The organism is Caulobacter sp. BK020 (assembly GCF_004342605.1).
Lineage (GTDB): Bacteria > Pseudomonadota > Alphaproteobacteria > Caulobacterales > Caulobacteraceae > Caulobacter.
This window is the reverse complement of sequence record NZ_SLZL01000009.1, coordinates 16166-39115: the sequence shown is the minus strand read 5'-3', so window position 1 is coordinate 39115 and position 22950 is coordinate 16166. Positions and strand designations below refer to the sequence as shown.

Here is a 22950-nt window from a genome sequence, read left to right as displayed (position 1 = left end):
GATCCTGGTCCGTCACCTCAACCTGACAGTGCTACCAGAGGATGTCGGTCGCCTGGACGTTGGGTGTGGCGAACAGGATCTGCAGGTCGTTGCCGGCATTGCCGTCCAACTGGACGAACAGGTACGAGGCGTTGGCGTCGGAGACCAGGGTGTAGTGGTCGTTGGCGCCGTTGGTGTGCAGGGCCGTCAGGTCGATCTTGTCCACGCCGGTCTGGAAGTCGTGGATGATGTCCGCTGCGCCCGGGGTGGAGTCGGTCTTCGCAACGTATCGGAAGGTGTCGACGCCCGCCCCGCCGAACAGGGCGTCGGCCGCTCCGCCGCCGATGATGATGTCATTGCCAGGGCCGCCCACTATGGTTTCGCCGAAATTGCCTCCCACCAGGGTATTGGCCAGTTCGTCGCCGACCACATAGGCCCCGCTGGTCAGGCCCTGGATGTCGGTGGCGTTGATGTCGTGGATCGAGGCGATCTGGAAGACGCCCGAGGCCGACCCGCCCGAAATGAAGGTGCCGCCCTGGTAGTGCAGGATGCTGACATTGCTGGGGTTCAGAGCGGTCAGGTCCAGCTTGTCCACGCCGGTCTGGAAGTCGTGGATGATGTCCAGCTGGCCGGCGTCGGGATTGGACTCCGTCGCCGTGCTGTAGAGGAAGGTGTCCGCGCCCCTCCCGCCGAACAGGGCGTCACCGCCGCCGCCGCCGATGATGGTGTCGTCTTGGGCGCTGCCGATCAGGGTCGTGGCGGTGTTGTCGCCGACAACATAGGCGCCGTTGGTCAAACCTAGAACGTCGGCGGCGTTGAGGTCGTTGATCGAGGCGATCTGGAAGCCGCCGTTCGTCCCGTCACCATTAATGTACGTCCCGCCATTGAAGTGCAGGACGCTGACGTTTTTGGGATTCAGAGCGGTGAGGTCCAGCTTGTCCACGCTGGCCTTGAAGTCGTGGATGATGTCCAGGTGGGCGTTGGTGGACTCGATGGCCGAGGTATAGCGGAAGATGTTGGTCCCCGCGCCGCCGAACAGCGCGTCGCCGCCCGCGCCGCCGATTACGACATCGTTGCCTGCGCCGCCGACGATGCTGTCGTCATTGGCGCCGCCGACCAGCGTCATGCCGGCGTCATCGCCGACGATGTAGTAGTTGGTCGCCGCGTTGGTCAGCACATCGGTCGCCCGCACGTCGCCGATGGCCGCGATCAGCATGTTGCCGTCGGAGGTCAGGGGAAAGAAGTAAGTCGCCCCCTGGTAGTGCAGCATGCTGATATAGGCGGGCTGCAGAGCGGTCAGGTCGATCCTGTCGATACCGGTCTGGAAGTCGGTGATGATGTCGTAGGCCGACTGGGTGGAGTCGCCATAAGCTGTGTATTTGAACACATCTGGACCGCCGCCGCCGGTCAGGTTGTCGGCCGAACCTTTGCCCCAGATCGTATCCGCCCCGGCCTCGCCGGTCAGCTGATCGTAAGCGAGATTGCCGGTGAGGGTCCGGCCGGACGTAGGCAGAATCAGGTCGCTGGTCTTGAGTTCGCCACCGTAGAGAATGGTCAGGACGCCCGTGGTCGTGGTGACGGTCAGCACGCCGTGGGGCGTGCCCGACGCTATGGCGACATTGACGACGTCCAGCGCCGACAGATCGATCTTGTCCACGCCCGTCGTGAAGTCACCGATCACGTCGCTGGAGATGGCCGTGGAGTCCAGGCTGGTGAGATAGACAAAGCGGTCGCTACCCACGTCGCCGGTCATGACGTCGGCGCCCAAGCCGCCGACGATCGTGTCGTCGCCGGCGTCGCCAGTCAGCAGGTCGTCTCCGCCGCGGCCAGACAGCACGTCGTCGCCGTCGCCGCCATGCAGGAACTCGCCCGCCTCGCCGCCCATCAGCTGGTCCGCGCGGGCGGCGCCGTAGAGTCGCTCGAAGCCGCTGAGCGTATCGACGCCCATGCCGGTGTTCTGTGGGCCGGTGATCGCCAGGTCGATGGTCAGACCGACGGCGCTGGCGGAATAGTCGATCTCGTCAAAACCGGAACCGCCGTCGAGGACGTCGTCGCCCAAACCGCCATCCAGCAGGTCGTCGCCAGACCCGCCCAGCAGGGTGTCGTCGCCGGCCAGACCGGCCAGCAGATCGTCGCCGTCCGCCCCTTCGATCTGGTCGGCCCCCGCGCCGCCCAAAACCGCGGTGACGCCAGCATCGCCGTGCAACACCAAGCCACCATCGCCCAGATAGACAATCTCGGCGTTGTCGATATGCATTCCGGCTAGGTTGCGTGGTCCGTTCAGCCAGATCTCCACGGGGGTTTGGGCGTCGACATAGACCACGTCGACGCCGGCGCCGGCGTCGACATAATCCAAGCCGTCGGCAGAGATTTCGTCGTCGCCGCCCAGGCCGTAGATACGGTCCGAGCCCGCGCCGCCTATGAGGTAGTCGACATAGGTGTCGGGCTGCGCGCCATTGGCCGCGGTCGCCGAGCGACCGCCGTAGATCACGTCGTCGCCGGCCCCCCCGTCGACGAGGGTAAAACCCGAACCGAATGCGTGGATGACGTCGCCGCCCGCCGAGCCGTCGATCTCGCCGCCCGGGCCGTAAATCCCATAACTGCCCAACTGGTCGTAACGGGTGTTGCCGGGGAATTGGCTGGCGCTGGCCACCAGTTGGTTGTTGGGGTCGTAGAGTTGAGCTGTCTGGACCGTGCCGAAGAACAGGTCGACGGGGTTGATGCTGGCCGTGAAGCTGGTGTCGGGCGTCAGGACCACGGTGTAGCCGGCAAAGCCCGAAGCCGCCGTGGCCTTGAAGACTACCTTGTCGGCGGCGATCGAAACCAGGTTGTAGCCTTCCGCCGAATAGAAGACGCTCAGCAGCCAGTTCGCCTCGCCCTTCTTGTCGCCATAAAAATAGCCGTCAAACGTGATCGGTTTGTGCAGCGTGACAACGGTCATGAAGGCCCCCACCTCGGCGCGGCGACAAAGCGGCCAATCGCTCGATAAAACGAGCAAAGCGGTAGCCAGCGGGGATGGTGCATGTCTATGCCGATCACGTCACGGCTGGAAACTATCTGCAGGCGAGTGACATCGCGGATTTGGCCATAGGCGACACCTGGGCCGTTACACGACGCACTTCGCGCATCGCGCGGCGCGACGGCCGCCAGCTTCCTGGGCGGCCTCGGCTTGAGATCGCGCGTCGTGTTCTGGAGCCGCCCGGGAGCCTGCGATCTGTGCGCGCCCCTTGGTTCAGTTCGAAGAAACTGACTCCGCTCCCCCTGGCAGACCCCTGGCAGACCCCGGGCAGGCCCGATGTCGGCTATCGTCCGGACGCTGGCCGGCGATAGGCGCCGATCGATCTGGGTCGGCCAAGGTTCGCGTCGCGGGCGCGGCGCGTTGCGCGGCGGGCGTGGCCCCGCTAGCCTCGCCTGAACAATGATAATGGACCGGGAGCGCGCGACGATGCAGGGCTTGATGCAGCACGGGGCCTTGACGGTCGACAAGATCCTCGACCACGCCGCCCAGTGGCATGGCGCGCGCGAGGTGGTCACCCGGTCGGTCGAGGGGCCGATCGTCCGCACCACCTACGGCGCGATCCACGACCGCGCCAAGCGGGTGTCCAACGCCCTGCTGGCCCTGGGGATCAAGCCGGGCGAGCGGGTCGGCACCCTGGCCTGGAACACCGGCCGCCACATGGAGGCCTGGTACGGGATCATGGGCATCGGGGCGGTGTGCCACACCCTGAACCCGCGCCTGTTCCCCGAGCAGATCGCCTGGATCGCCAATCACGCCGGCGACCGCGTGATCTTCGTCGACCTGACCTTCCTGCCGATCATCACGGGCGTCCTGCGGCATCTGCCGGCGGTCGAGCATGTGGTGCTGCTGACCGATCGCGAGCACATGCCGGCCGATTTCCGGCCCGCGGGTGAGACGCCGAACTTCAAGGGCCTGCTGTGCTTCGAGGACCTGGTCGAGCAGCACCACGCCGACTGCGCCTGGGGCGGTTTCGACGAGGGCACGGCCGCGGGGCTCTGCTACACCTCGGGCACGACCGGCGATCCCAAGGGGGTGCTCTATTCGCACCGCTCCAACGTCCTGCACACCCTGATCACCCTGCAGCCCGACGTGATGGGCCTGTCGCAGAAGGACGTGATCCTGCCGGTGGTGCCGATGTTCCACGCCAACGCCTGGGGCGTGGCGTTCTCGGCTCCCGGCACGGGCGCCAAGATGGTCATGCCGGGCGCGAAGATGGATGGCGCCTCGATCTTCGAACTGCTGGACGGCGAGGGGGTCACGTTCTCGGCCGCCGTGCCGACGGTCTGGCAGATGCTGCTGCAGCACCTGAAGGAAACCGGCGCCAGGCTGCCGGCGCTGAAGAAGGTGGTGATCGGCGGGGCGGCCTGTCCCGAGCACATCATCCGCGCCTTCCACGAAGACTACGACGTCGAGGTGGTCCACGCCTGGGGCATGACCGAGACCTCGCCGGTCGGCACGCTGTCGGTGATGACCGACGAACTGGAAAAGCTGCCCTATGACCAGCAGATGCCGTACCGGCTCAAGCAGGGCCGGCCGCCGTTGGGGGTGGAGCTGAAGCTGACCGACGACGCCGGCTGGCGCCTGCCGCACGACGGCAAGAGCTTCGGCAACCTGAAGATCCGGGGCCCGATCATCGCCGCCGAATACTTCCGCGGCGCGGGCGGCAAGATCCTCGACGACGAGGGTTTCTTCGACACCGGCGACGTGGCCACCATCGACGACCACGGCTTCATGCAGATCACCGATCGGGCCAAGGACGTGGTCAAGTCGGGCGGAGAGTGGATCAGCACGATCGACATCGAGAACATCGCCCTGGGCCATCCCAAGGCGGCGATGACGGCGGTGATCGGCGTGCCGCACCCCAAGTGGGACGAGCGGCCGATCCTGCTGGTCAAACTGAAGGACGGCCAGACCGCGACCAAGGACGAGTTCCTCGATTTCCTGCACGGCAAGATCGCCAAGTGGTGGACGCCCGACGACGTGGTCTTCGTCGACGAGATCCCGCTGGGGGCGACCGGCAAGATCGACAAGAAGCTGATCCGCCAGCGCATGAAGGACTACGTGCTGCCGACGGTGGCCGTGGCGGGCGCCGACAAGGGCGCGGCGGAGTCGGGGGCCGAACCCAAGCCTGAGCCGCCGGCCGCCGCCCTGGCCGCCGCCGACGGGGCGCAGGCGGCGCGGATCTATGCGCCCGAGCCGGAGGAGCCGCTGTCGGAACCGCCGCCGCTGCCCGAGCCGCAGGTCGTCGAGGCCCTGGCCCAAGCGGACGGCGAACCGCCGGCCGAAGTCGAGGGCGAGGCGGCCGGCTTCCCGCTGGAGCCGCTGGACGCCGCGGCTCCCGAGCCGCCATTCGAACCGGTGCCGGAAGACGCCTTCCACGCCGATCCGGTGTTCGTCTCCGAGTCGCCGCCGCAGGCCATGCTGGCGACCGCCCCGCAAGAGGACGGAAAGGCCGACAAGGCGGACAAGGGCGGCGCGGCCTCGATCCTGCTCGACCTGGCGCTGGTGGTCGCCGTGGTTCCGGCCGTGCTGGTGGCGGTCGGGACGCTGGGCGTGAAGCTCGGGATCCTCCCGCCGGCGCTCGGCCACGCCCGGATGACCCTGGACTGGGCTCCCAAGGCCGCCGTGCTCGGCGTCGTCACCGGCGTGCTCGCCCTGTTCGTCGCCGCGTTCGGCGGTGTCCCGCGGTTCTGGAAGAAGGCGCTGCTGGCCGTGGCGATCACCGTCGCCATCCTGGGCCTGATGGCTGCGACCCATGTCCTGGGCGGCTCGCCGACGGGGTGAAGCCGTCAGGCCAGGCGGTAGACGCTGTCCAGCCCCGGCGCGCCCTCGCACGCTGCCCGGCCCTGCTTCACCAGCAGCAGCATGTGGGCCAGCACCGACATGGCCGCGGCCGGGTGCAGCCGGGGATCCACGGCGGCGTAGAGCGTCGGCACCATGGCCTTGATCGTGGTCGGCCCCTGAGCCAGGGCGGCCAGCACCTGGGCCTCGCGCGCCCGGCGATGGTCGGCATAGGCCTGGAGGAACGGCGCGACCTCGCGGACCGGCGAGCCGTGGGTCGGCCACAGGGTGTCGAAATCCTTGGCCCGCACCTTTTCCAGGCTGGCGAAATAGTCGCCCATGTCGCCGTCGGGCGGGGTGATCACCGTGGTCGACCAGCCCATCACGTGGTCGCCGGAGAACAGGGCGTTCTCTTCCTCCAGGGCGAAGCAGACGTGGTTGGAGGTGTGGCCCGGCGTGGTCACCGCCCGCAGGGTCCAGCCCGGCCCCTCGAAAAGGTCGCCGTCGGCGATCTCCACATCGGGCCGGAAGCCCTCGTCCTCGCCGGCCTCCAGCGCCAGGCCCGGCGCCAGCTCGGCCAGATGCGGCGCGCGGCGGCCGTAGACTGTTGCCCCGGTCGCCGCCCGCAGCGGGCGGGCGAGGGGAGAGTGGTCGCTGTGGTGGTGGGTGACCAGGATGTGGCTGACCGTCTCGCCCTCCAGCGCCGCCAGCAGCGCCTGGAGGTGGCTGTCGAGGTCCGGGCCGGGATCGATCACCGCCACCGTTCCGCGCCCGACGATGTAGGTCCCGGTGCCGACATAGGTGAACGGGCCTGGATTGTCGGCGATCACCCGGCGGATCGACGGCGAGACCTGGTCGCAGCGGCCGTATTCGAACTCGATCTCGCGGACGAAGGGGATCATGGCGGCCTCTGGGGACAATGGCGGGGAAGGTGCGCGGCGCCGGACTTGCGGTAAACGGGGCGTTAACCTCCCGGAGTACGGATCATGACCGCCGACGCAGCGATTTTTGTCTCAAAACGGCTCCAGCGCCCGGCGTTCGCCATCCTGTGTCTCATCGCGGCCCAGTTCGTGCTGGCCAGCTGCGAGCCCGAGCCCTCGCCGATGGCGGCCCGGGTCGCCTTCAGCCACCGCTATTAGCAGAGCGCCGATCTAGAGCATCGCGCGGAAAAGTGGACGCCGGTTTTCCGCAAAAGCGATGCGAAAACAAAAATCTAGAGCAAGTCGTGCGATTCCTGAATCGCGCGACTTGCTCTAGCCGCCCAGCACGCCGGACAGGTCGTAGCCGGCGTCCGCGCCCTGACGCACCAGGGTGGCGCGATCGGCCGCGCCCGAGGCCGCCTGGCCCAGGGACCAGGTGACGATCGAGCGCGTGCCCGAACGGCAGAAGGCCAGGACCGGACCCTCCGCGCCCTCGACCGCCCGTCGCACGGCCTCCACCTGGTCGAAGGTTGGCCCGCCGCGCACCGGAACATGCAGATAGTCCAGGCCCGCCGCCCGGGCTGCGGCCTCGATCTGGGCGCTGGACGGCTGGCCCGGCTCCTCGTCGTCGGGGCGGTTGTTGATCACCAGCACGAAGCCCTCGCCGGCGGCGCGCTCCAGGTCGTCGAGCGCGATCTGGGGACTGACCGAAAGCGAGTCGGTTACACGTCGGAAGGCGGTCATGGGTTTTGATCACTCGTGGAAGGGCTGGGGGCGCCGCCGGAACGGCCGGGGGCCATCATCCCGGCGCCCGGGCGCCCATGCAACGGTCGGCTGCGACGAAAGTGTGTCCGAAATTTGAGCGATGAATCGGAAGAATCTCCCCGCGATCGTCAGCGCCCGGCATTTGATAGCGACGCAAATGCCGTTTCCGGGGCCAATTCCTCGAAAGTCAATTGGATGAGGGGTGTTTTTACCTCCCAGATCGCGCCCATCCGTTCGTGGGAGCCGCGTGTGTCCATGCAGGTGGAATTTGCCTTTCAGCCCAACGGGATACGGGGGGAGAGATCCGCGTTATCCGTCAGTTTGAGGAAAATCTGAGCGGCGTTCGTCGGAAATGCGGCGATCGTGTTGCGATAATGCGACAGCCCAAGGCGATGTGATTACGGATTGGTAATGGGAATTGACCGGCCCGCGGCGGGCCTCCTAACGTCCATGCAACCGGGGAAATGTTTTCCGGGACACCTAAGTTCTCGTGGTGGAGTTGGGGCAAAAATCCAGACAGGCCGAACGTAACGCCCCCGAAACGGGCGCGTGCGGGCGGCCGGGATGCTTCGCCATGCAAGAGGGGATACGATGAAGATGATTTCCACCAAGGGCGGCGCGCGCGCGCGTCTCTTGACGTCGACGCTGCTGGCCGGCCTGGCCACCGTCGCCGCGCCGCTGGCCGTCACCGCGGTCGCCACGGCGATCCCGACCCTGGCCAGCGCCCAGGACTACAGCTCCGGTTCGCTGATCGGCACGGTCAAGGATTCGGCCGGCGTCACCGTCCCGGACGCGACCGTCACGGTTAAGTCGCTGGACCAAGGCTTCACCCGCACCGTCACCACCGACGGCGCCGGTCAGTTCCGCGTTCCCCTGATTCCGATCGGCGGCTATTCGGTCTCGATCGCCAAGGAAGGCTACCAGCCGACCAGCGACGGCAACGTCCGCGTCGGCCTGGGCGGTTCGACCGCCTACTCCTTCACCCTGACGGAAGTCGGCGGCTCGGTCAGCGAAGTGGTCGTCACCGCCACCGCCAACCCGCAGCTGGACTTCGCCGCGACGACCAAGGGTCTGACCGTCGACCTGGACACCCTGACCAAGCAGGCGCCGATCGGCCGCTCGCTGACCGCGGTGGTTCAACTGGCGCCCGGCGTCGTCACCGGTTCGGCCGCGCGCGTGGGCACCGCCCCGAGCGCCGCGAACTTCGGCGGCCAGCCCTCGGTCGGTGGTGGTTCGGTCGCTGAAAACGCGTTCTACATCAACGGTCTGAACATCACGAACTTCGACAACTACATCGGCGCTGCTGAGGTGCCGTTCGACTTCTACAAGTCGGTCGAAGTGAAGACCGGCGGTTATCCCGCCGAGTTCGGCCGCGCCACCGGCGGCGTGATCAACGCCGTCACCAAGTCCGGCTCCAACGACTTCAAGGTCGCCGTGCACGGCAACTTCGAGCTGGACAGCATGCGCCAGGACTCGCCGGACACCTACCTGATCGCCAACCATCGCGGCGGCCAGTCCTCCAAGAGCGGCACGTTCGAGGTCAGCGGCCCGGTCATCAAGGATCACCTGTTCTTCTACGTGCTGAACCAACAGCGCGACACGGAGCAGAAGACGGCCTTCAAGACCCTGGGCCAGTACACCGTCGACAAGTCGAACGACCCGTTCTGGGGCGCAAAGCTGGACGGCTACATCACCGATCGGCAACGTGTCGAACTGACCTATTTCGACACCCAGAAGACCATCAATCGCAGCGCCTACGCCTACACCGCGGGTACCGACACCATCGGCGCGGCCCTGCCTTCGACGGTCTATCGCCAAGGCGGCGTCAACTACGTGGCCCGCTATACCGGCACCTTCACCGACTGGTTCACCCTGTCGGCCGCCTACGGCAAGAACCGCGACTCCAATAGCGTCCTGCCGGGCAACACGGTCGATCCGCTGGTCCAAGAAGACTACACCACCGGTTCGCTGAACACGATCAGCGCCCAGAAGCAGGGCACGATCGAAACCCGCAAGACGCTGCGCGAATTCTATCGCGTCGACGGCGACCTGTACTTCAACCTGCTGGGCGACCACCACGTTCGTGGCGGCTACGACCATGAAAAGACGACGCTCAACCACGCGTCGATCGACACCGGCGCCGGCCCTACGGGCGTCGCCTACATCTATCACCAGGGTTCGGCGGGCGACACGTACGGGGTTCCGGACGGCGTCAACTACGTCGAAATCTCGACCAACCGGTTCGGCGGCGCGCCGGTGCATGGCGTGAACGCGGCCTGGTACGTCCAGGACGCCTGGGACATCACCCCCGCCCTGAGCCTGCAGCTGGGCATCCGCAACGACAAGTTCACCCTGGACAACCTCCTGGGCGAGCGGGTTCTGAACCTGAAGAACAACTGGGGCCCGCGCATCGGCGTGACCTGGGACCCGGTCGGCGAGGGCAAGGACAAGATCTCGGCTTCGTTCGGCCGCTACTACATCCCGCCGGCTTCGAACCTGAGCTATCGCGGCGCCGACCTGGGCTATAGCACCTTCTTCTATGCTCCGGGTTACGTGCCGGGTTCGGGCAGCACCGCGCCGAACTTCACGCGCGGCGCCAACGGCGCGCCGACCGGGCTGGGCACGCAGATCACCACCACCACCAACCCCGGCCTGGATCCCGGCACCCTGGTCAACTGCCCGACCGGCACCGTCGTCGCCGGCACCCCCGGCGTTCCGGGTTGTACGGTCGCCTTCGGCCTCGGCGTCGCCGAACCGGCCTATTCGAAGGCCGCTCAAGGCATCAAGGCCAGCCAGGAAGACGAGTTCTCGGTCGGTTACGAGCGGCAGTTCAACGAACTGTGGAAGGGCGGGGTCAACCTGACCTACCGCAAGCTGAACCGCATCTCGGAAGACACCACCCTCGATCCGTTCGTCGTGAAGTGGTGTAACGCGCACGTCACCGGCGCCACGCTGGCGGCTTGCAACACCATCTACAACAACTCCTGGCAGTATATCGTCTTCAACCCTGGCGAAGATCTGACGATCAAGCTCCGCCAGGCCGATCCCCGCGTCCATGACGCGGCCACGATCGCCGCGGCGGCCGCCCTGCCCAAGGAGCTCACCTTCAGCAAGAGCGAACTGGGCTTCCCGGCTCCGAAGCGCGAATATGTGGCTCTGGAGTTCACCTTCGAGCGCGCCTTTGACGGCAAGTGGGGCCTGAAGGGGTCCTACACCCTGTCGGAAAGCAAGGGGAACTACGAAGGTACGGTTCTGTCCGACAACGCTCAGGCCGATGCGGGCTCGACGGTGCTCTACGATTTCGTCGGTCTGACGGACTACCAGTACGGCCTGCTGCCGAACCACCACGCCCATCAGTTCAAGGCCTTCGGCACCTACGCCGTGACCGACGCCCTGATGTTCGGCGCCAACCTGCGGGTGATCTCGCCCAAGCACCAAGGCTGCTTCGGCGTCCACCCGACGGACGGTCCGTCACAGGCCTACGGCGCGGCTTCGCGCTGGTGCACGAACTTCGCCACCGGCCAGAAGCTGCCGGTGCCGCGCGGTTCGGCCCTCGAGACCGACTGGACCACCTCGCTGGATCTCTCGCTCCGCTACACCGTGCCGGAAAAGATCATCCCGCTGGGCGGCAACCTGGTCCTGCGCGCCGATGTCTTCAACGTGCTGAACGCCGACGGCGTCACCTCGTTCGAAGAGCGCGGCGAGACCAACGGCGGCGCCCGTCGCTCGCAATACGGTCTGCCGATCGCCTACCAGGACCCGCGCTACGTGCGGTTCGGCTTCGACCTGGAATTCTAAGGTCAAGTCCTCAGCTAGTCTGGGAATGGCGGCGGGCTCTTCGGAGCCCGCCGTTTTTCTTTGGGCGTCGTCCGGGTGTCGGGAAGGCTTTCCGGGCGGGCGGTCCATGCTCGGCGGATAGGGAGCTAAGCTCAGCGATTTCAACGCTCTAAATTTTCTCGACCCAGATCTGTCCTCACCCTTCCAGACCGCCCCCATAATGCTCCCACCTGAGAGCATGGGGAGGGCGCACGTACGGCGACCGATGCGGCTTTCAGGGGTGGACGAGCGGGTAGGCTTGTCCGTCGCGTCTCACGAGGACGTCCCAGGTTGGTTCGCAGCAGGTTCGCCTCAGTCGCGACGAAGCTTCGGCGCCTTGGATAGGCGGATCAGGCCAGCAGGCCCGGGCTGAAATCGCCCGGGCGGTCCGGAGTGCGCCAACGCTCCGCCCGTCGGAGGCCTCCATCGGAGCGGGTTAAGAATCCGCGACCCGAAGGCTTCCGGATAACGGCTCCACGCGAAGCGCTCGAACTTCGTCGAAACGGTACACATAACTGCAAATCCTCCGGGCGAGGCCCGGGCGCTTCGCACCCTTCCCAACTTCGCAGCTTCAGGCGCGATGCCGAAAAGCCATGCCGGCGAACAACTTGCCCCCACCTGACCGCTTCGCGGTCTGTCCGCCCCCACAGGGGGCGGAGCGCTCTTCCCCCTCTGGGGGAAGACGGTCGCGAAGCGACCCGTAGGGGGCAAGTGATCGCCGCACGAAAAAGGGCCGCCCGGTCTCCCGGACGGCCCCTTCGATCCTCGATGTCGACGTCCTACCGCACCGGCGTGTCCGCCAGCACCGCCGCCCCACTGGGGGTCGAGCGCAGGCGGGCCTTGGCCATTTCGTCCAGGATCGACTGCGAGCGCGGGTCGCCCAGCAGCCAGGCCGAGGCGGCCAGGGTGCGGACCGAGGTCTCGCTGACGCCCAGGATCTTCTCCAGCGCCTCGAACGGCGAGTTGGTGCCGCCGACCTTCTTGAGCTTCACCTCGCCCTTGATCTTGGCCAGGCTCTTGGCCTTGTCGACGGCCTCGTAGAAGCCGCCCAGCTCGTCCACCAGGCCCAGCTGCTTGGCCTGGACGCCCGTCCAGACCCGGCCCTTGGCGATCTCGCGAACCCGCGCCTCGGGCAGGTTTCGGCCTTCGGCCACCCGGTGCACGAAGCCGGCATAGATGCGGTCCATCCAGCCGGCGAACCGGGCCCGCTGGTCGGGGGTGAAGCCCTGGCCCGTGCCGAACGCGCCGGAATAGTCGCCGCCGACATGAACCTGCTTCACGTCGACGCCGAACCGCGCCAGGGCGTCGCCCAGGGCGAACTTGCCGCCGAACACCCCGATCGAGCCGGTCAGGGTGGTGGGTTCGGCGACGATCGCCGAGGCGCCCGAGCTGATCCAGTAGCCGCCCGAGGCCGCATAGGTTCCCATGCTGACCACGATCGGCTTGCCCGCTTTCTTCGCCGCCTTGACGGCGGCCAGGATCTGCTCGGACGCGGTGTCCGAGCCGCCGGGGGAGGAGACGCGGAACACGATCGCCTTGACGTCCTTGTCGTCGACCGCGTCATACAGCGCCTTGGCCACCTGGTCGGAATAGATCGTGCTGTCGCCGCCGAACGGCGAGCCGCCGTCGCCGCTGCCGGTCATGATCGCCCCCTCCGCCGAGACGACCGCGATGGTCGGGCCGGTCTTGGGCGGGGTCTTCCTGGCGCGCGTAACATAGTCGTCGAAGTCCAGCAGCTTGGCGCCCTTGCCGGCGCGGGCCAGCATGGCGTCCTGGATGTCCTTCACCTGGCCGACCCGGTCGATCAGGCCCTTGGCCTTGGCCTCCTCGGCGCTGTAGGGGCCCGCCTCGATGGTCTTGATCAGGGCGGCCGGATCGACCTTGCGGTCCTGGGCGGCCGTGGTCAGGGCCGAGGTGTAGACCGAGCCCATCCACGACAGCGTCGATTCGCGGTGAGCCGGCGTGTAGTCGCTATAGAGGTAGGGATTGACCGCGTTCTTGTACTCGTAGCGCTGCTCGTAGTCGGCCTTGACGCCGTACTTGTCGAAGAAGCGCTTGAAGAACATCTCCTCGCTGGCGGCGCCCACGGCCTGCAGCGAGCTGTCGGGCTGCATCCAGAATTCACTGGCCGCCGAGCCCAGCATGTAGGTCGAGGTGACCAGGCCCGACGGATAGAGCCCCTGGCTGTGGGCGAAGATCGGCTTCTTGCCGACCGCGCGGAAGTGCTTGAAGGCCAGGCGCAGCTCGTCGGCCGCGGCCGGGGCCATACCGCCCTCGGGCAGGCGCACCAGCACCGCCTCGACCTTGTCGTCGGTCTCGGCGCGGCGCAGCGTCTCGATGATCGACATCACCGACTGGCCGCCGCCGCCGCCGAGCGCCGCGAACGGATTCTGCGGCTCCTGGTCGGACAGGCCGCCGCGCAGGTCCAGCTGCAGCACCGTGTGAGCGGGGATCGGGGCGGGGCGGGCGGCGCTGGCCGCCATGACGATCAGGAGGAAGGGGACGCCGACCAGGAACAACACCAAGCCGACGAAAACGCCGGCCACGGTCATGAGAAACTGCTTCATCGGACGTCCTGCTGCCTCGTGTCGCGCAAGCTAGTAGCGACCCTGGCGTCGCGGTCAAATGAACTGCGCGCAACCCTTGTTTCACAAGGCCGCGAAGTTCGCGAGCGGGCGCCGGACAGCGGCTCTCGCGCCCCCCGTCAGGGGCGACGCCGCGCCGTCTTATTCTCTTGGAAATCTCGGGAAAGGAATGGTCGGAGTGGCAGGATTTGAACCTGCGACCCCTGCGTCCCGAACGCAGTGCTCTACCAGACTGAGCCACACTCCGACTTGGAGGGCGGCTTATAGACAGGCCTCGTCGCTCTCGCAAGCGACAAAAATCCCTCCACAAAAAGAAAAACGGCGGGAAAAAAGAAGTTCAAAGCAGCGTTGCATCCGTCCGACTCCTGCGCTATCTCCACCGCCTCGCCGGGCCCAGACGGGTCTCGCCGTTCCTGCTGGGGAATGGTGTAATGGTAACACTGCGGTTTTTGGTACCGTCATTCTAGGTTCGAGTCCTAGTTCCCCAGCCACTTCTTCTTCTCTAATCGATCCGCGCCGGACGGGCCCTGCGTGGCTTCGGCCGCCGAACTGACGCTCCGTCGCAGTTTTCCACAGAAATTGGTCCATGCGTCCCGCGTCGGGGATTCCTGCCGGAGGCGATCCTCCGTCGCGCGCCGCGCTCAGGCTTTGGTTTGAAGTCCTTCCAGCTCGCCGGGACCGCCCCTGGCTTCAGAGGCCAAGGCCGCGTCTGTCATGATCCACCGCCTCTCAAAGCCTCTGAGCGCTCGCAAGTCTTTGTGTTTTCAAGGGCAAGGCGCAGCTTCGACAAGCTTCGGCTTCAAAAAGCCACTGATCTTCGCCTCATCTGCTGGCGCTCGAATCATTGCGACGCTGAAACCTTTGTCCCAGCAACGTCGCCCTGACAGCGCTTGTTCGAGATGGAAAAACCGATCTTCGGCCGCGCTTCATGGTTTAGAATCGCGATGGATTTCTCGTTTCTGTTCTCAAGATTCGTTGCCTTAAGGGCTCGGCAAGCACGATTATCCACATGGAGTACTTGTATTTCGACAGGGCGGGTGTATTTCCAAGTCAAAGAACCACCGGAGAGACACTCGTGGAAGACAAAGCTACCCTGATCGAGCTCACCGCCGAGATCGTCGCCAATTACGTGGCCAATAACAGCACGTCGGTCTCCGATCTGCCGGCCCTGATCCGGGCGACTCACGATGCTCTGGCCGGTATTGGCTCGCCGGAAGCGGCTCCGGTTGAAACCGTTACGAAGGCTACGCCGGCGCAAATCCGTCGCAGCATTACGCCGGACGCCCTGATCAGCTTCGAAGACGGCAAGCCGTACAAGACGCTGAAGCGTCACCTTACGACGCATGGCATGACTGTCGCCGAATACAAGGCCAAGTGGGGTCTGCCGAACGACTATCCCACCACCGCCCCGGCCTATAGCGAAGCCCGCTCGGCCATGGCCAAGGCCCTGGGCCTGGGCCAGGGCGGCCGCAAGGCCAAGGCTCCGCGCGGCCGCAAGGGCTGATCGGTCCTCTATAGAGGCCGATATCGAGCAAGACCCCCGCCGGCGACGGCGGGGGTTTTTGTTTGGCTGGCGGCTCAGACGCCGTTGAGTTCCAGGCCCGGCGTGTCGGGCTCGCGCGAGCCGCCGCCGTTCAGCGGGCGCTGCATCCACACCAGGTCGACCCAGCGGCCGAACTTGTAGCCCATGTCGGGGAACACGCCCTTGCGTTCGAAGCCCAGGGCGGCGTGCAGGCCGATCGAGGCGGCGTTGCCGCTGTCGCCGATCACCGCGCAGATCTGGCGCAGGCCCAGGGCCTCGCAGGCCGCGATCACGGCGGCGAGCAGGGCCTTGCCCACGCCCAGGCCGACCGCGTCCGGGCCGACATAGACGCTGTCCTCGACCGTGTAGCGATAGGCGGCGCGCAGGCGGAACGGGCCGGCATAGGCGTAGCCCAGCACCACGCCGTCCCGTTCGGCGACCAGATAGGGCAGGCCCCTGGCCAGGAAGGTTGCGCGGCGGCGGCCGATCTCGGCCGCGTCCGGCGGAACCTCCTCGAAGGTGCCCAGGCCGTTGAGGACGTTCCAGCCGTAGATGGCGGCGATCGCGGGGAGGTCGGCGTCGGTGGAGGGGCGGACGGTGACGGTCATCGAGTTCCTCCCCCCATGGGGGAGGTGTCGGCGCAGCCGACGGAGGGGGGAGTGATAGGAAGACGGCTACCGACGATCCGGCAATTCCCCCCACCGGCCTTCGGCCGCCTCCCCCACAGGGGGAGGGTCTTTCTGGTCGCCATTCCGCTCACGCCTTGGTCCATCCCTTCTCGACCGCCCACACAGCGAAGGCGTAGTCCAGGGCGATCTCCTTGAGGAAGTCGAACCGGCCCGAAGCGCCGCCGTGGCCGGCCTCCATGTTGATCTTGAGCAGGATCGGGGCGCCGCTTGTGGTGTGTTCGCGCAGCCTGGCCGTCCACTTCTCCGGCTCCCAATAGGTGACCCGCGGGTCCGACAGGCCGCCGGTGGCCAGCACGGCCGGATAGGCCTTGGCGGCGACATTGTCGTACGGCGAATAGCTGGCGATGTAGTCGTAGGCCTCGTTGTCCTCCAGCGGATTGCCCCATTCGGGCCATTCCGGCGGGGTCAGGGGCAGGGAAGTGTCGCTCATGGTGTTGAGCACGTCGACGAACGGCACCGCCCCGATGATCCCGGCCCACAGGTCGGGCCTCAGGTTGGTGATCGCCCCCATCAGCATGCCGCCGGCCGAGCCGCCATAGGCCACCGTGCGGCCCTTGGCCCCGTAGCCCGCCGCATGCAGGTGCTCGGCGCAGGCGATGAAGTCGGTGAACGTGTTCTTCTTCTTGAACTTCCGCCCGTCCAGGAACCAGCCGTAGCCCTTTTCCGAGCCGCCGCGGACATGGGCCGTGGCCCAGATCCAGCCGCGGTCGACCAGGCTGAGGTTACGGATCGAGAACGACGGGTCCATCGACATGCCGTAGCTGCCATAGCCGTACAGCAGCAGCGGCGCCTGGCCGTCGAGCTTGACGCCCTTCTTCATCAGCACGGTGATCGGCACCTTGGCGCCGTCCTCGGCCTTGGCGTAGAGCCGCTTGGTCACATAGGCCGCCGGATCGTGGCCCGAGGGAATCTCCTGGGTCTTGCGCAGGGTCTTTTCGCCCGTCGCCATGTCGTAGTCGAACCATTGCCGGGGCGTGGTCGGCGACTGGTAGACATAGCGCATGACCGGCGTGTCGAACTCGTAGCCGCCTTCCAGGCTCAGGACATAGGCCTCCTCGTCGATGACGATCGGCTTTTCGGCCTGGCTGGCGCGGTCGGTGACGACGATGCGGGTGTTGGCGTTGACCCGCTCGACCCGGACCAGGTGATCCTTGTAGGCGGCGAGCCCCGTGATGAAATGGCCGGGTTTGTGGGGGACGAAATCCTTCCAGTGCGCTCGGTCCGGCGTGGCGACCGGGGCCACGACCAGCTTGAAGTCTATGGCGTCGTCGGCGTTGGTCAGGATCACGAACCGGCCGTCCCAGTGCTCGACCGAATAACGCAGGCCCACGGTGCGCGGCTCGACCACCTTGGGCGCGGCGGTCGGGTCGGACGCCGGGATCAGCAGGGTTTCGGACGTCTCGTGGTCGCCGGCGGTGATGGTGATGAAGGCGTCCGAGCCCGTCGTGCCCACGCTGACGAAGAAGCCGTCGTCGGGCTCGTCATAGACCAGCACGTCGTCCTTCAGACCGCCGCGCGCGGGGCGGCGATAGATCTTGTCGGAGCGGCCGTTGTCGTCGCGATGGGTCCAGAACAGCCACTGGCTGTCGGGCGACCAGGCGAAGTCGCCGGTGCTGCTCTCGACGGGCTCCTTCAGAACCTCGCCGGTCGCCAGGTCTTTCACATAGATGTGGTGGACTTCCGAGCCTTGTGCGTCCTCGGCATAGGCGAACAGCCTGTGGTCGGGGCTGTGGTCGGCGGCGCTGACCTGGCTGTAGGCCTTGCCCTTGGCCAGGGCGTCGCAGTCCAGCAGGATCTCCTCGCTATCCGTCCCGCCTCTCGGTCGGCGGCAGAAGATCGGGTGCTGGCCGCCGATGTTGAAGCGCGAATAGTATTCCCACGGGCCGTCGGGGGCGGGGACGCTGGCGTCGTCCTCCTTGATGCGGCCCTTCATCTCCTCGAACATCGCCGCCTGCAGAGCTTCGGTCGGAGCGAGCAGGGCCTTCACATAGGCGTTTTCGGCCGTCAGGTGTTCCTTGACCTCCGGCTTGATCAGGGTCGGGTCGCGCAGGACCTTCTGCCAGTTGTCGTCCTTCATCCAGGCGTAGTCGTCTACGCGGACCCGGCCCAGCTGTTCGGTGCGCTTGGGGATCTTGCGGGCGACGGGCGGGACGGGTTTGCCAGGGGAGGGGGAAGACTCGGACATTGCGCTCTCGGGCTGGAGGACCGACACCGAGGTAATGACCGCCGCCACGCTCGTCATCATTTTGCGCCGGTTCATGATCAGATTTTCCCCCGCGATGCGTCAGAACGCCAACTTGTGCGTCCTGACGGCGCTGGTCAAACTGACCCTCGCGTAGGGTGAATCGGGGGCTTGAGGGCTTAGATGGCTTGGGATCTGTCGGTCGATCTGATCCAGGCTACCGTGCAGCTCGAGCAGCCGCTCGGCGACGGGTCGCGGACCGTGGGCACGGGTTTCCTGATCGAGAATCCCACCCCCGACGGCCGGCCTCGCACCATTCTGGTCACCGCCGCCCACGTCTTCGACAAGATGCCCTCGGCCTCGGCCAAGATCGGCTATCGCATCCAGAGCGCCGACGGCGTCTGGCGCTATGACCCCCACACCCTGAAGATCCGCGACGGCGACCATCCCCTGTGGGTCAAGCATCCCACCCGTGACGTGGCCGCCATCGAGGTGGAGGCCCCGCCGGAGTTCGCCAAGGCGGCGATCCCTCTCGCCTGGCTGGCCCAGGACGACACCTTCAACAAGTACAGCCTCGGGCCCGGCGACGAGATGATGGCCCTGGGCTTTCCGCGCGGCCTTTCGGCCAACCCGGCCGGCTTCCCGATCCTGCGGTCCGGTCGGGTGGCTTCCTACCCGCTGGCCCCGGCCAGCGTGTTCCCGACCTTCCTGATGGATTTTTCGGTGTTTCCCGGCAATTCGGGCGGGCCGGTGTTCATGGCCCAGGGGGCGCGGCGCCGGCCCGGCTCGACCGAGAGCCAGGAGGTGCAGTTCGTGGCCGGGATGCTGACCCAGCAGGTCGAGCTGTCGGGCGAACGCCTGGAAATCGGCATCGTCACCCACGCCAAGTACATCCGGGAGACCGTGGCCATGCTGGACAAGCTGGCGGGCCCGCCGCTGATCCAGGCCAGTCCCGCCAAGCCGGTCGTACCCTCCACCCAGGCGGCGACCCAGGCCGCCGCGGCGGTGTCGGCCACCGCTATCGCCGTCGCACGGTAGGCTGGCCGACACAGGAACCTCGCTCCGGCCCCCTCGTTTCTAGCGGACGTTCAAACCCCGCAGGAGCGAACCATGAGCACCAATCGAGTCGAAGGCGCGGTCGACAAGGGCGTCGGCGCCGTCAAGGAAGCCGCCGGCAAGGCCACAGACAACGAACGCCTGGAAGCCGAAGGCAAGGCCCAGAAGGCCAAGGGCGACCTCCAGAACAAGGTCGGCCAGGCCCAGGACAAGATCGGCGACGCGATCAAGCATTAGACTTGGTTCTTCGCTGACGAAACGAGGCCGCGTGGAGCAATCCCGCGGCCTTTTTCATCCGGCTAGCCGTAGATGATCGCGATCGTCTCGGCCACGCAGGCGGGGCGTTCCTCGCCTTCGATCTCGATGGTGCACTCGTTCTTCATCTGCAGGCCGCCAGCCTTGGGCTCGACGCTGAGCAGCTTCTGGCGCATCCGCACCCTCTTGCCCACCCGAACCATGCCGGTGAACCGCACCTTGTCGCAGCCGTAGTTGATGCCGCGCGTCACGCCGGTGACACGCAGGATGGCCTCGCCCAGCATCGGGATCAGCGACAGGGTGAGAAAGCCGTGGGCGATGGGGCCGCCGATCTCGCGGGTGGCGCGCTCGACGTCGACGTGGATCCACTGGTGGTCGCCGGTCGCCTCGGCGAACTGGTTGACCCGTTCCTGGCTGATCTCGACCCAGTCGGAGACCCCGATCTCCTGGCCGACCAGGCTGGCGACGTCGGCGTAGGCGACTTCCTTCATGGTGTTTCTGCTCCCAAACATTTGTTTGGATAGAGACCAGTCGCGGGGCTCGCGGTCAACCCGCGAAGGTCTGGAACACCAGCCAGACATTGGCCGACGAGATCACCGCGAACAGGCTCCAGGCCACGGCCTTGGTGGCCAGGCCGTTGGCGAACACGCCCATCAGCGCCTTGTCATCGGTGAAGCGCAGCAGGGGAAAGATCGCGAACGGCAGCTGGGCGCTCAGCACCACCTGGGTCAGGACCAGCAGCTTGCTGACCGAGTGCTCGCCCAGGGTCAGCACCCCGGCCAGGGCCGGCGCGATGGCCAGGCCTCGGGTGATCAGCCGCCGCTGCCAGCAGGGGATCGACAGGTTCAGGAAGCCCTCCAGGATCACTTGGCCGGCGATGGTGCCGGTGAAGGTCGAGCTCTGGCCCGAAGCGAACAGGGCTATGGCGAACAGCGCACCGGCCACCGCCGCGCCGGTCAGCGGGGCGAGCAGGCGATGGGCCTCCTCGATGCCGGCCACCTCGGTATTGCCCGTCCGGTGGAAGGCCGAGGCCGCCAGGATCAGGATGGCGGCGTTGATGAACAGGGCCGCGGCCAGGGAGGCCACGGTGTCGAGCGTCGCCAGCCGCAGGGCCGCCCGCTTGCCGGCTTCGTCGACGGGAACGACTCGGGTCTGGATGATCGACGAGTGCAGATAGAGGTTATGCGGCATGATCGTCGCCCCGACGACGCCGATGGCCAGATAGAGGGCGTTGCCTTGCTTGAGGGCGTCCAACGACGGGACCAGGCCGCGCGCCACCGCCGCGGCGTCGGGCCTGACCAGGATCAGCTGGACCAGGAAGCAGATCCCGATCGTGCCGACCAGGCCCAGGATGATCGCCTCCAGCTGGCGGAAGCCCTTGCCCTTCAGGCCCAGCACGATGACCGTATCCAGGCCCGTCAGCAGAACGCCGGCCCATAGCGGCACGCCCAGCAACAGCTTGAAGGCCAGGGCGCTGCCCAACACCTCGGCGATGTCGCAGGCAATGATGGCGATCTCGGCCAGCAGCCACTGGACCTTGACCGTGCGCGAGCCATAGCGGTCGCGCGACATCTGGGCCAGGTCGCGGCCGGTGACCAGGCCCAGGCGCAGGCTCAGGGTCTGCAGGACGATGGCCGCCAGGCTGGACAGCACCACCACGAACAGCAAGGCCGTCCCATAGCGCGACCCGGCCTCGATGTCGGTCGCCCAGTTGCCCGGGTCCATGTAGCCGACGCTGACCAGCAGGCCGGGCCCGGCGAAGCGCAGCGCCCGCTTCCAGGGCGGGAGACCGTCGGGCACGGCGACGGCGCCGCGCACCTCGGCGGGACAGAACGGCGCGGTGGCGGTCTTGGGCAGGGCGAACATGGCCCAAGCGTTAGCGTGGATTCGCGCGGCGTATAGAAGGGAAAGGCGCTTCAGCCCTTCGCCAGTCGCCTTCCCAGTTCGGCCATGTCGCGCACGAACCATACCGTGCGGCCGCGGTTCGACTCGTGGACGAAGTCACGCAGGCTGTTGCTGGCCTGCGTCCAGGGCGTGATCTCGCCGACGAAGGCGACGTTCAGACGGTAGTTGGTGAACTTCTGGATCACCTCGCCGGCGATGCGGGTCTTCAGGTCGAGAAAGTCTGGGTCAAGCCGTTCCAGCGGGATGGCTAGCCACTGAACGTCCCGCGTCCAGGCCTCGCTCAGGAAGTCGTTGACCGAACGCACATCCAGCTTGGGATCTTCGCCCGCGAAGACCAGCACCGGCGTGTCGTGAAGGGTTTCGAGATGGTTCATGCTCACGCTTCCAGGGCGGCCTTGGCGGTCTTGGGCAGGAGGCTGATCGCCTCATCCAGCAGCTTTCGCCAGGTCTCGCCCCGATCCCGCGCCTCGCCATAGGCCTCGCGCAGGGCGAAGGGATCGTCCTGGGCGAGGGCTTGGATGAGCTGGGTGGCCTGGAGCCGGTCCTTGAGCCCCTTCTCCGGATTGACCTTGCGGTCGCGACTGACAATCAGTTTGTGAACGGCGTACCGCGCGGGAGCGGGGACGTTCACGAGAACGCCGGCGCCTTGCAGAACCGCCGTCTCCACCGGCTCGCGCAGCAGAAAATCCATATAGGGCAAGGGCACGGCGTCGCTGCCCAAGGTGGGCAGGTAAGATGGCGTGTCGCGCGGCGCGCCACGATTGGTGGTCAGGACATCGACCCGATAGCGCTCGCCCAGCGCATAGCTCGTGGTGCGGGTCGAGTCGAAGGCGTAGCTCACCGGCGAGAAGCGCGGATCCAGACCGCGCAGGATGTCGAGGATCGGCCTGTCGAGCGTTTCATCCAGGTTCGAGGCGATACCGAAGTCCTGGGCGATGTCCAGGTCCAGGGTCGCCAGGCTGGAGACGGGCAGGCGCACGCCCAGATGCGCGGCATAGGTCTGGAACGCGACCGTGCCAATCAGCAGGGCGCGCAGGCGAAAGACGCCGGCCTCGGCCAGGGCCTGGATGATCTGGGCGCTCGTGCGGTCCGGACGGGGAGCTCCCGAGGCCACGATCGCGGCCACGAGACGGCGGCGGTCGTCCACATCCGCGCGATGTTCTCCGTGTCTGGCGATCCGCTCGCGCAGGGCTTCGCTGTCGGGTCCAGCGTAGATCTGGCGCCGACTGTGGGCGCCGCCAGTCGGCATCTGGACGTACCAGTAGAGCCGGCCCTTCACGGTCTTGGAGACGAAGGTCGAGCCGACCGGATATTCGCCGAACCGCGCCAGCCGCAGTCGCTCCATCAGCTCAGCATAGCTGGTGTGGGCGGAAAGGGGCAGCCGCTCGATCATGGTTGTAGGTTATACGCAAATCCAGATCGTGCGTATAACTTTTCGCGTCTGCATTGGGGGCGACAGAGCCAGCCGGAGTTGCC

15 protein-coding genes, 2 tRNA genes and 1 pseudogene are annotated in these 22950 nt (G+C 66.6%); 7 read left to right on the top strand and 11 right to left on the bottom strand.

Annotated features, from left to right (window positions below):
- Window positions 1–31: 31 nt before the first annotated feature.
- Window positions 32–2920, bottom strand: a complete 2889-nt coding sequence (locus tag EV278_RS24630) for a calcium-binding protein (RefSeq protein WP_132091664.1) — start codon at window positions 2918–2920, stop codon at window positions 32–34.
- 504 nt (window positions 2921–3424) lie between these two features.
- Here EV278_RS24630 and EV278_RS12655 point away from each other — a divergent pair.
- Entirely contained in the window at window positions 3425–5782 is a 2358-nt protein-coding gene (locus tag EV278_RS12655) for a long-chain-fatty-acid--CoA ligase (RefSeq protein WP_243692178.1), read from the top strand.
- Between the two features lie 5 nt (window positions 5783–5787).
- Here the strand turns inward: EV278_RS12655 and EV278_RS12650 are convergent, their stop codons facing one another.
- A complete protein-coding gene (locus tag EV278_RS12650; protein WP_132091661.1) occupies window positions 5788–6681 on the bottom strand; it encodes an MBL fold metallo-hydrolase in 894 nt (297 codons plus the stop codon).
- Between the two features lie 84 nt (window positions 6682–6765).
- On the opposite strand from EV278_RS12650, the gene EV278_RS12645 reads away from it, so the two are divergent.
- Window positions 6766–6918 (top strand): hypothetical protein, encoded by a 153-nt coding sequence (locus EV278_RS12645; RefSeq protein ID WP_132091658.1) that lies wholly within the window; start codon window positions 6766–6768, stop codon window positions 6916–6918.
- Window positions 6919–7032: 114 nt separating this feature from the next.
- On the opposite strand, the gene EV278_RS12640 is transcribed toward EV278_RS12645, so the two are convergent.
- Window positions 7033–7443, bottom strand: coding sequence for a TIGR01244 family sulfur transferase (locus EV278_RS12640; RefSeq protein ID WP_132091655.1), 411 nt, complete (start codon window positions 7441–7443; stop codon window positions 7033–7035).
- Between the two features lie 612 nt (window positions 7444–8055).
- Between EV278_RS12640 and EV278_RS12635 the strand changes: the two genes are divergently transcribed.
- The gene (locus tag EV278_RS12635; RefSeq protein ID WP_132091652.1) at window positions 8056–11262 is read left to right on the top strand and encodes a TonB-dependent receptor; all 3207 of its coding nucleotides are present in this window, start codon (window positions 8056–8058) and stop codon (window positions 11260–11262) included.
- 797 nt (window positions 11263–12059) lie between these two features.
- On the opposite strand, the gene sppA is transcribed toward EV278_RS12635, so the two are convergent.
- Together sppA and EV278_RS12625 are read right to left on the bottom strand one after the other, a co-directional pair.
- Window positions 12060–13847 (bottom strand): signal peptide peptidase SppA, encoded by a 1788-nt coding sequence (gene sppA / locus EV278_RS12630; RefSeq protein WP_132091649.1) that lies wholly within the window; start codon window positions 13845–13847, stop codon window positions 12060–12062.
- Window positions 13848–14035: 188 nt separating this feature from the next.
- Window positions 14036–14112 (bottom strand) — tRNA-Pro (locus EV278_RS12625).
- A gap of 170 nt (window positions 14113–14282) precedes the next feature.
- Here EV278_RS12625 and EV278_RS12620 point away from each other — a divergent pair.
- Both EV278_RS12620 and EV278_RS12615 read left to right on the top strand, forming a co-directional pair.
- Window positions 14283–14356 (top strand) — tRNA-Gln (locus EV278_RS12620).
- Window positions 14357–14940: 584 nt separating this feature from the next.
- Complete coding sequence (locus EV278_RS12615; protein WP_012285398.1) at window positions 14941–15369, top strand: MucR family transcriptional regulator; 429 nt, start codon at window positions 14941–14943, stop codon at window positions 15367–15369.
- Window positions 15370–15443: 74 nt separating this feature from the next.
- Here the strand turns inward: EV278_RS12615 and EV278_RS12610 are convergent, their stop codons facing one another.
- Together EV278_RS12610 and EV278_RS12605 are read right to left on the bottom strand one after the other, a co-directional pair.
- A complete protein-coding gene (locus EV278_RS12610) occupies window positions 15444–15995 on the bottom strand; it encodes a GNAT family N-acetyltransferase (protein ID WP_132091646.1) in 552 nt (183 codons plus the stop codon).
- A 148-nt stretch (window positions 15996–16143) separates the two neighbouring features.
- The gene (locus EV278_RS12605; RefSeq protein ID WP_132091643.1) at window positions 16144–18336 is read right to left on the bottom strand and encodes a S9 family peptidase; all 2193 of its coding nucleotides are present in this window, start codon (window positions 18334–18336) and stop codon (window positions 16144–16146) included.
- 105 nt (window positions 18337–18441) lie between these two features.
- Here EV278_RS12605 and EV278_RS12600 point away from each other — a divergent pair, with 105 nt between their 5' ends.
- Both EV278_RS12600 and EV278_RS12595 read left to right on the top strand, forming a co-directional pair.
- A complete protein-coding gene (locus tag EV278_RS12600; protein ID WP_132091640.1) occupies window positions 18442–19296 on the top strand; it encodes a serine protease in 855 nt (284 codons plus the stop codon).
- Between the two features lie 72 nt (window positions 19297–19368).
- Window positions 19369–19568: pseudogene (locus EV278_RS12595) on the top strand (CsbD family protein).
- A gap of 45 nt (window positions 19569–19613) precedes the next feature.
- Here the strand turns inward: EV278_RS12595 and EV278_RS12590 are convergent.
- The 4 genes from EV278_RS12590 to EV278_RS12575 are packed head-to-tail and all read right to left on the bottom strand — an operon-like array spanning window position 19614 to window position 22867.
- A complete protein-coding gene (locus tag EV278_RS12590) occupies window positions 19614–20060 on the bottom strand; it encodes a MaoC family dehydratase (protein ID WP_132091634.1) in 447 nt (148 codons plus the stop codon).
- A gap of 55 nt (window positions 20061–20115) precedes the next feature.
- Window positions 20116–21435, bottom strand: coding sequence for an Nramp family divalent metal transporter (locus EV278_RS12585; protein ID WP_132091631.1), 1320 nt, complete (start codon window positions 21433–21435; stop codon window positions 20116–20118).
- A gap of 50 nt (window positions 21436–21485) precedes the next feature.
- The gene (locus EV278_RS12580) at window positions 21486–21848 is read right to left on the bottom strand and encodes a DUF4180 domain-containing protein (protein WP_132091628.1); all 363 of its coding nucleotides are present in this window, start codon (window positions 21846–21848) and stop codon (window positions 21486–21488) included.
- 2 nt (window positions 21849–21850) lie between these two features.
- On the bottom strand, window positions 21851–22867 hold the full coding sequence (locus tag EV278_RS12575) for a GSU2403 family nucleotidyltransferase fold protein (RefSeq protein WP_132091625.1): 1017 nt from the start codon (window positions 22865–22867) through the stop codon (window positions 21851–21853).
- Window positions 22868–22950 lie beyond the last annotated feature (83 nt).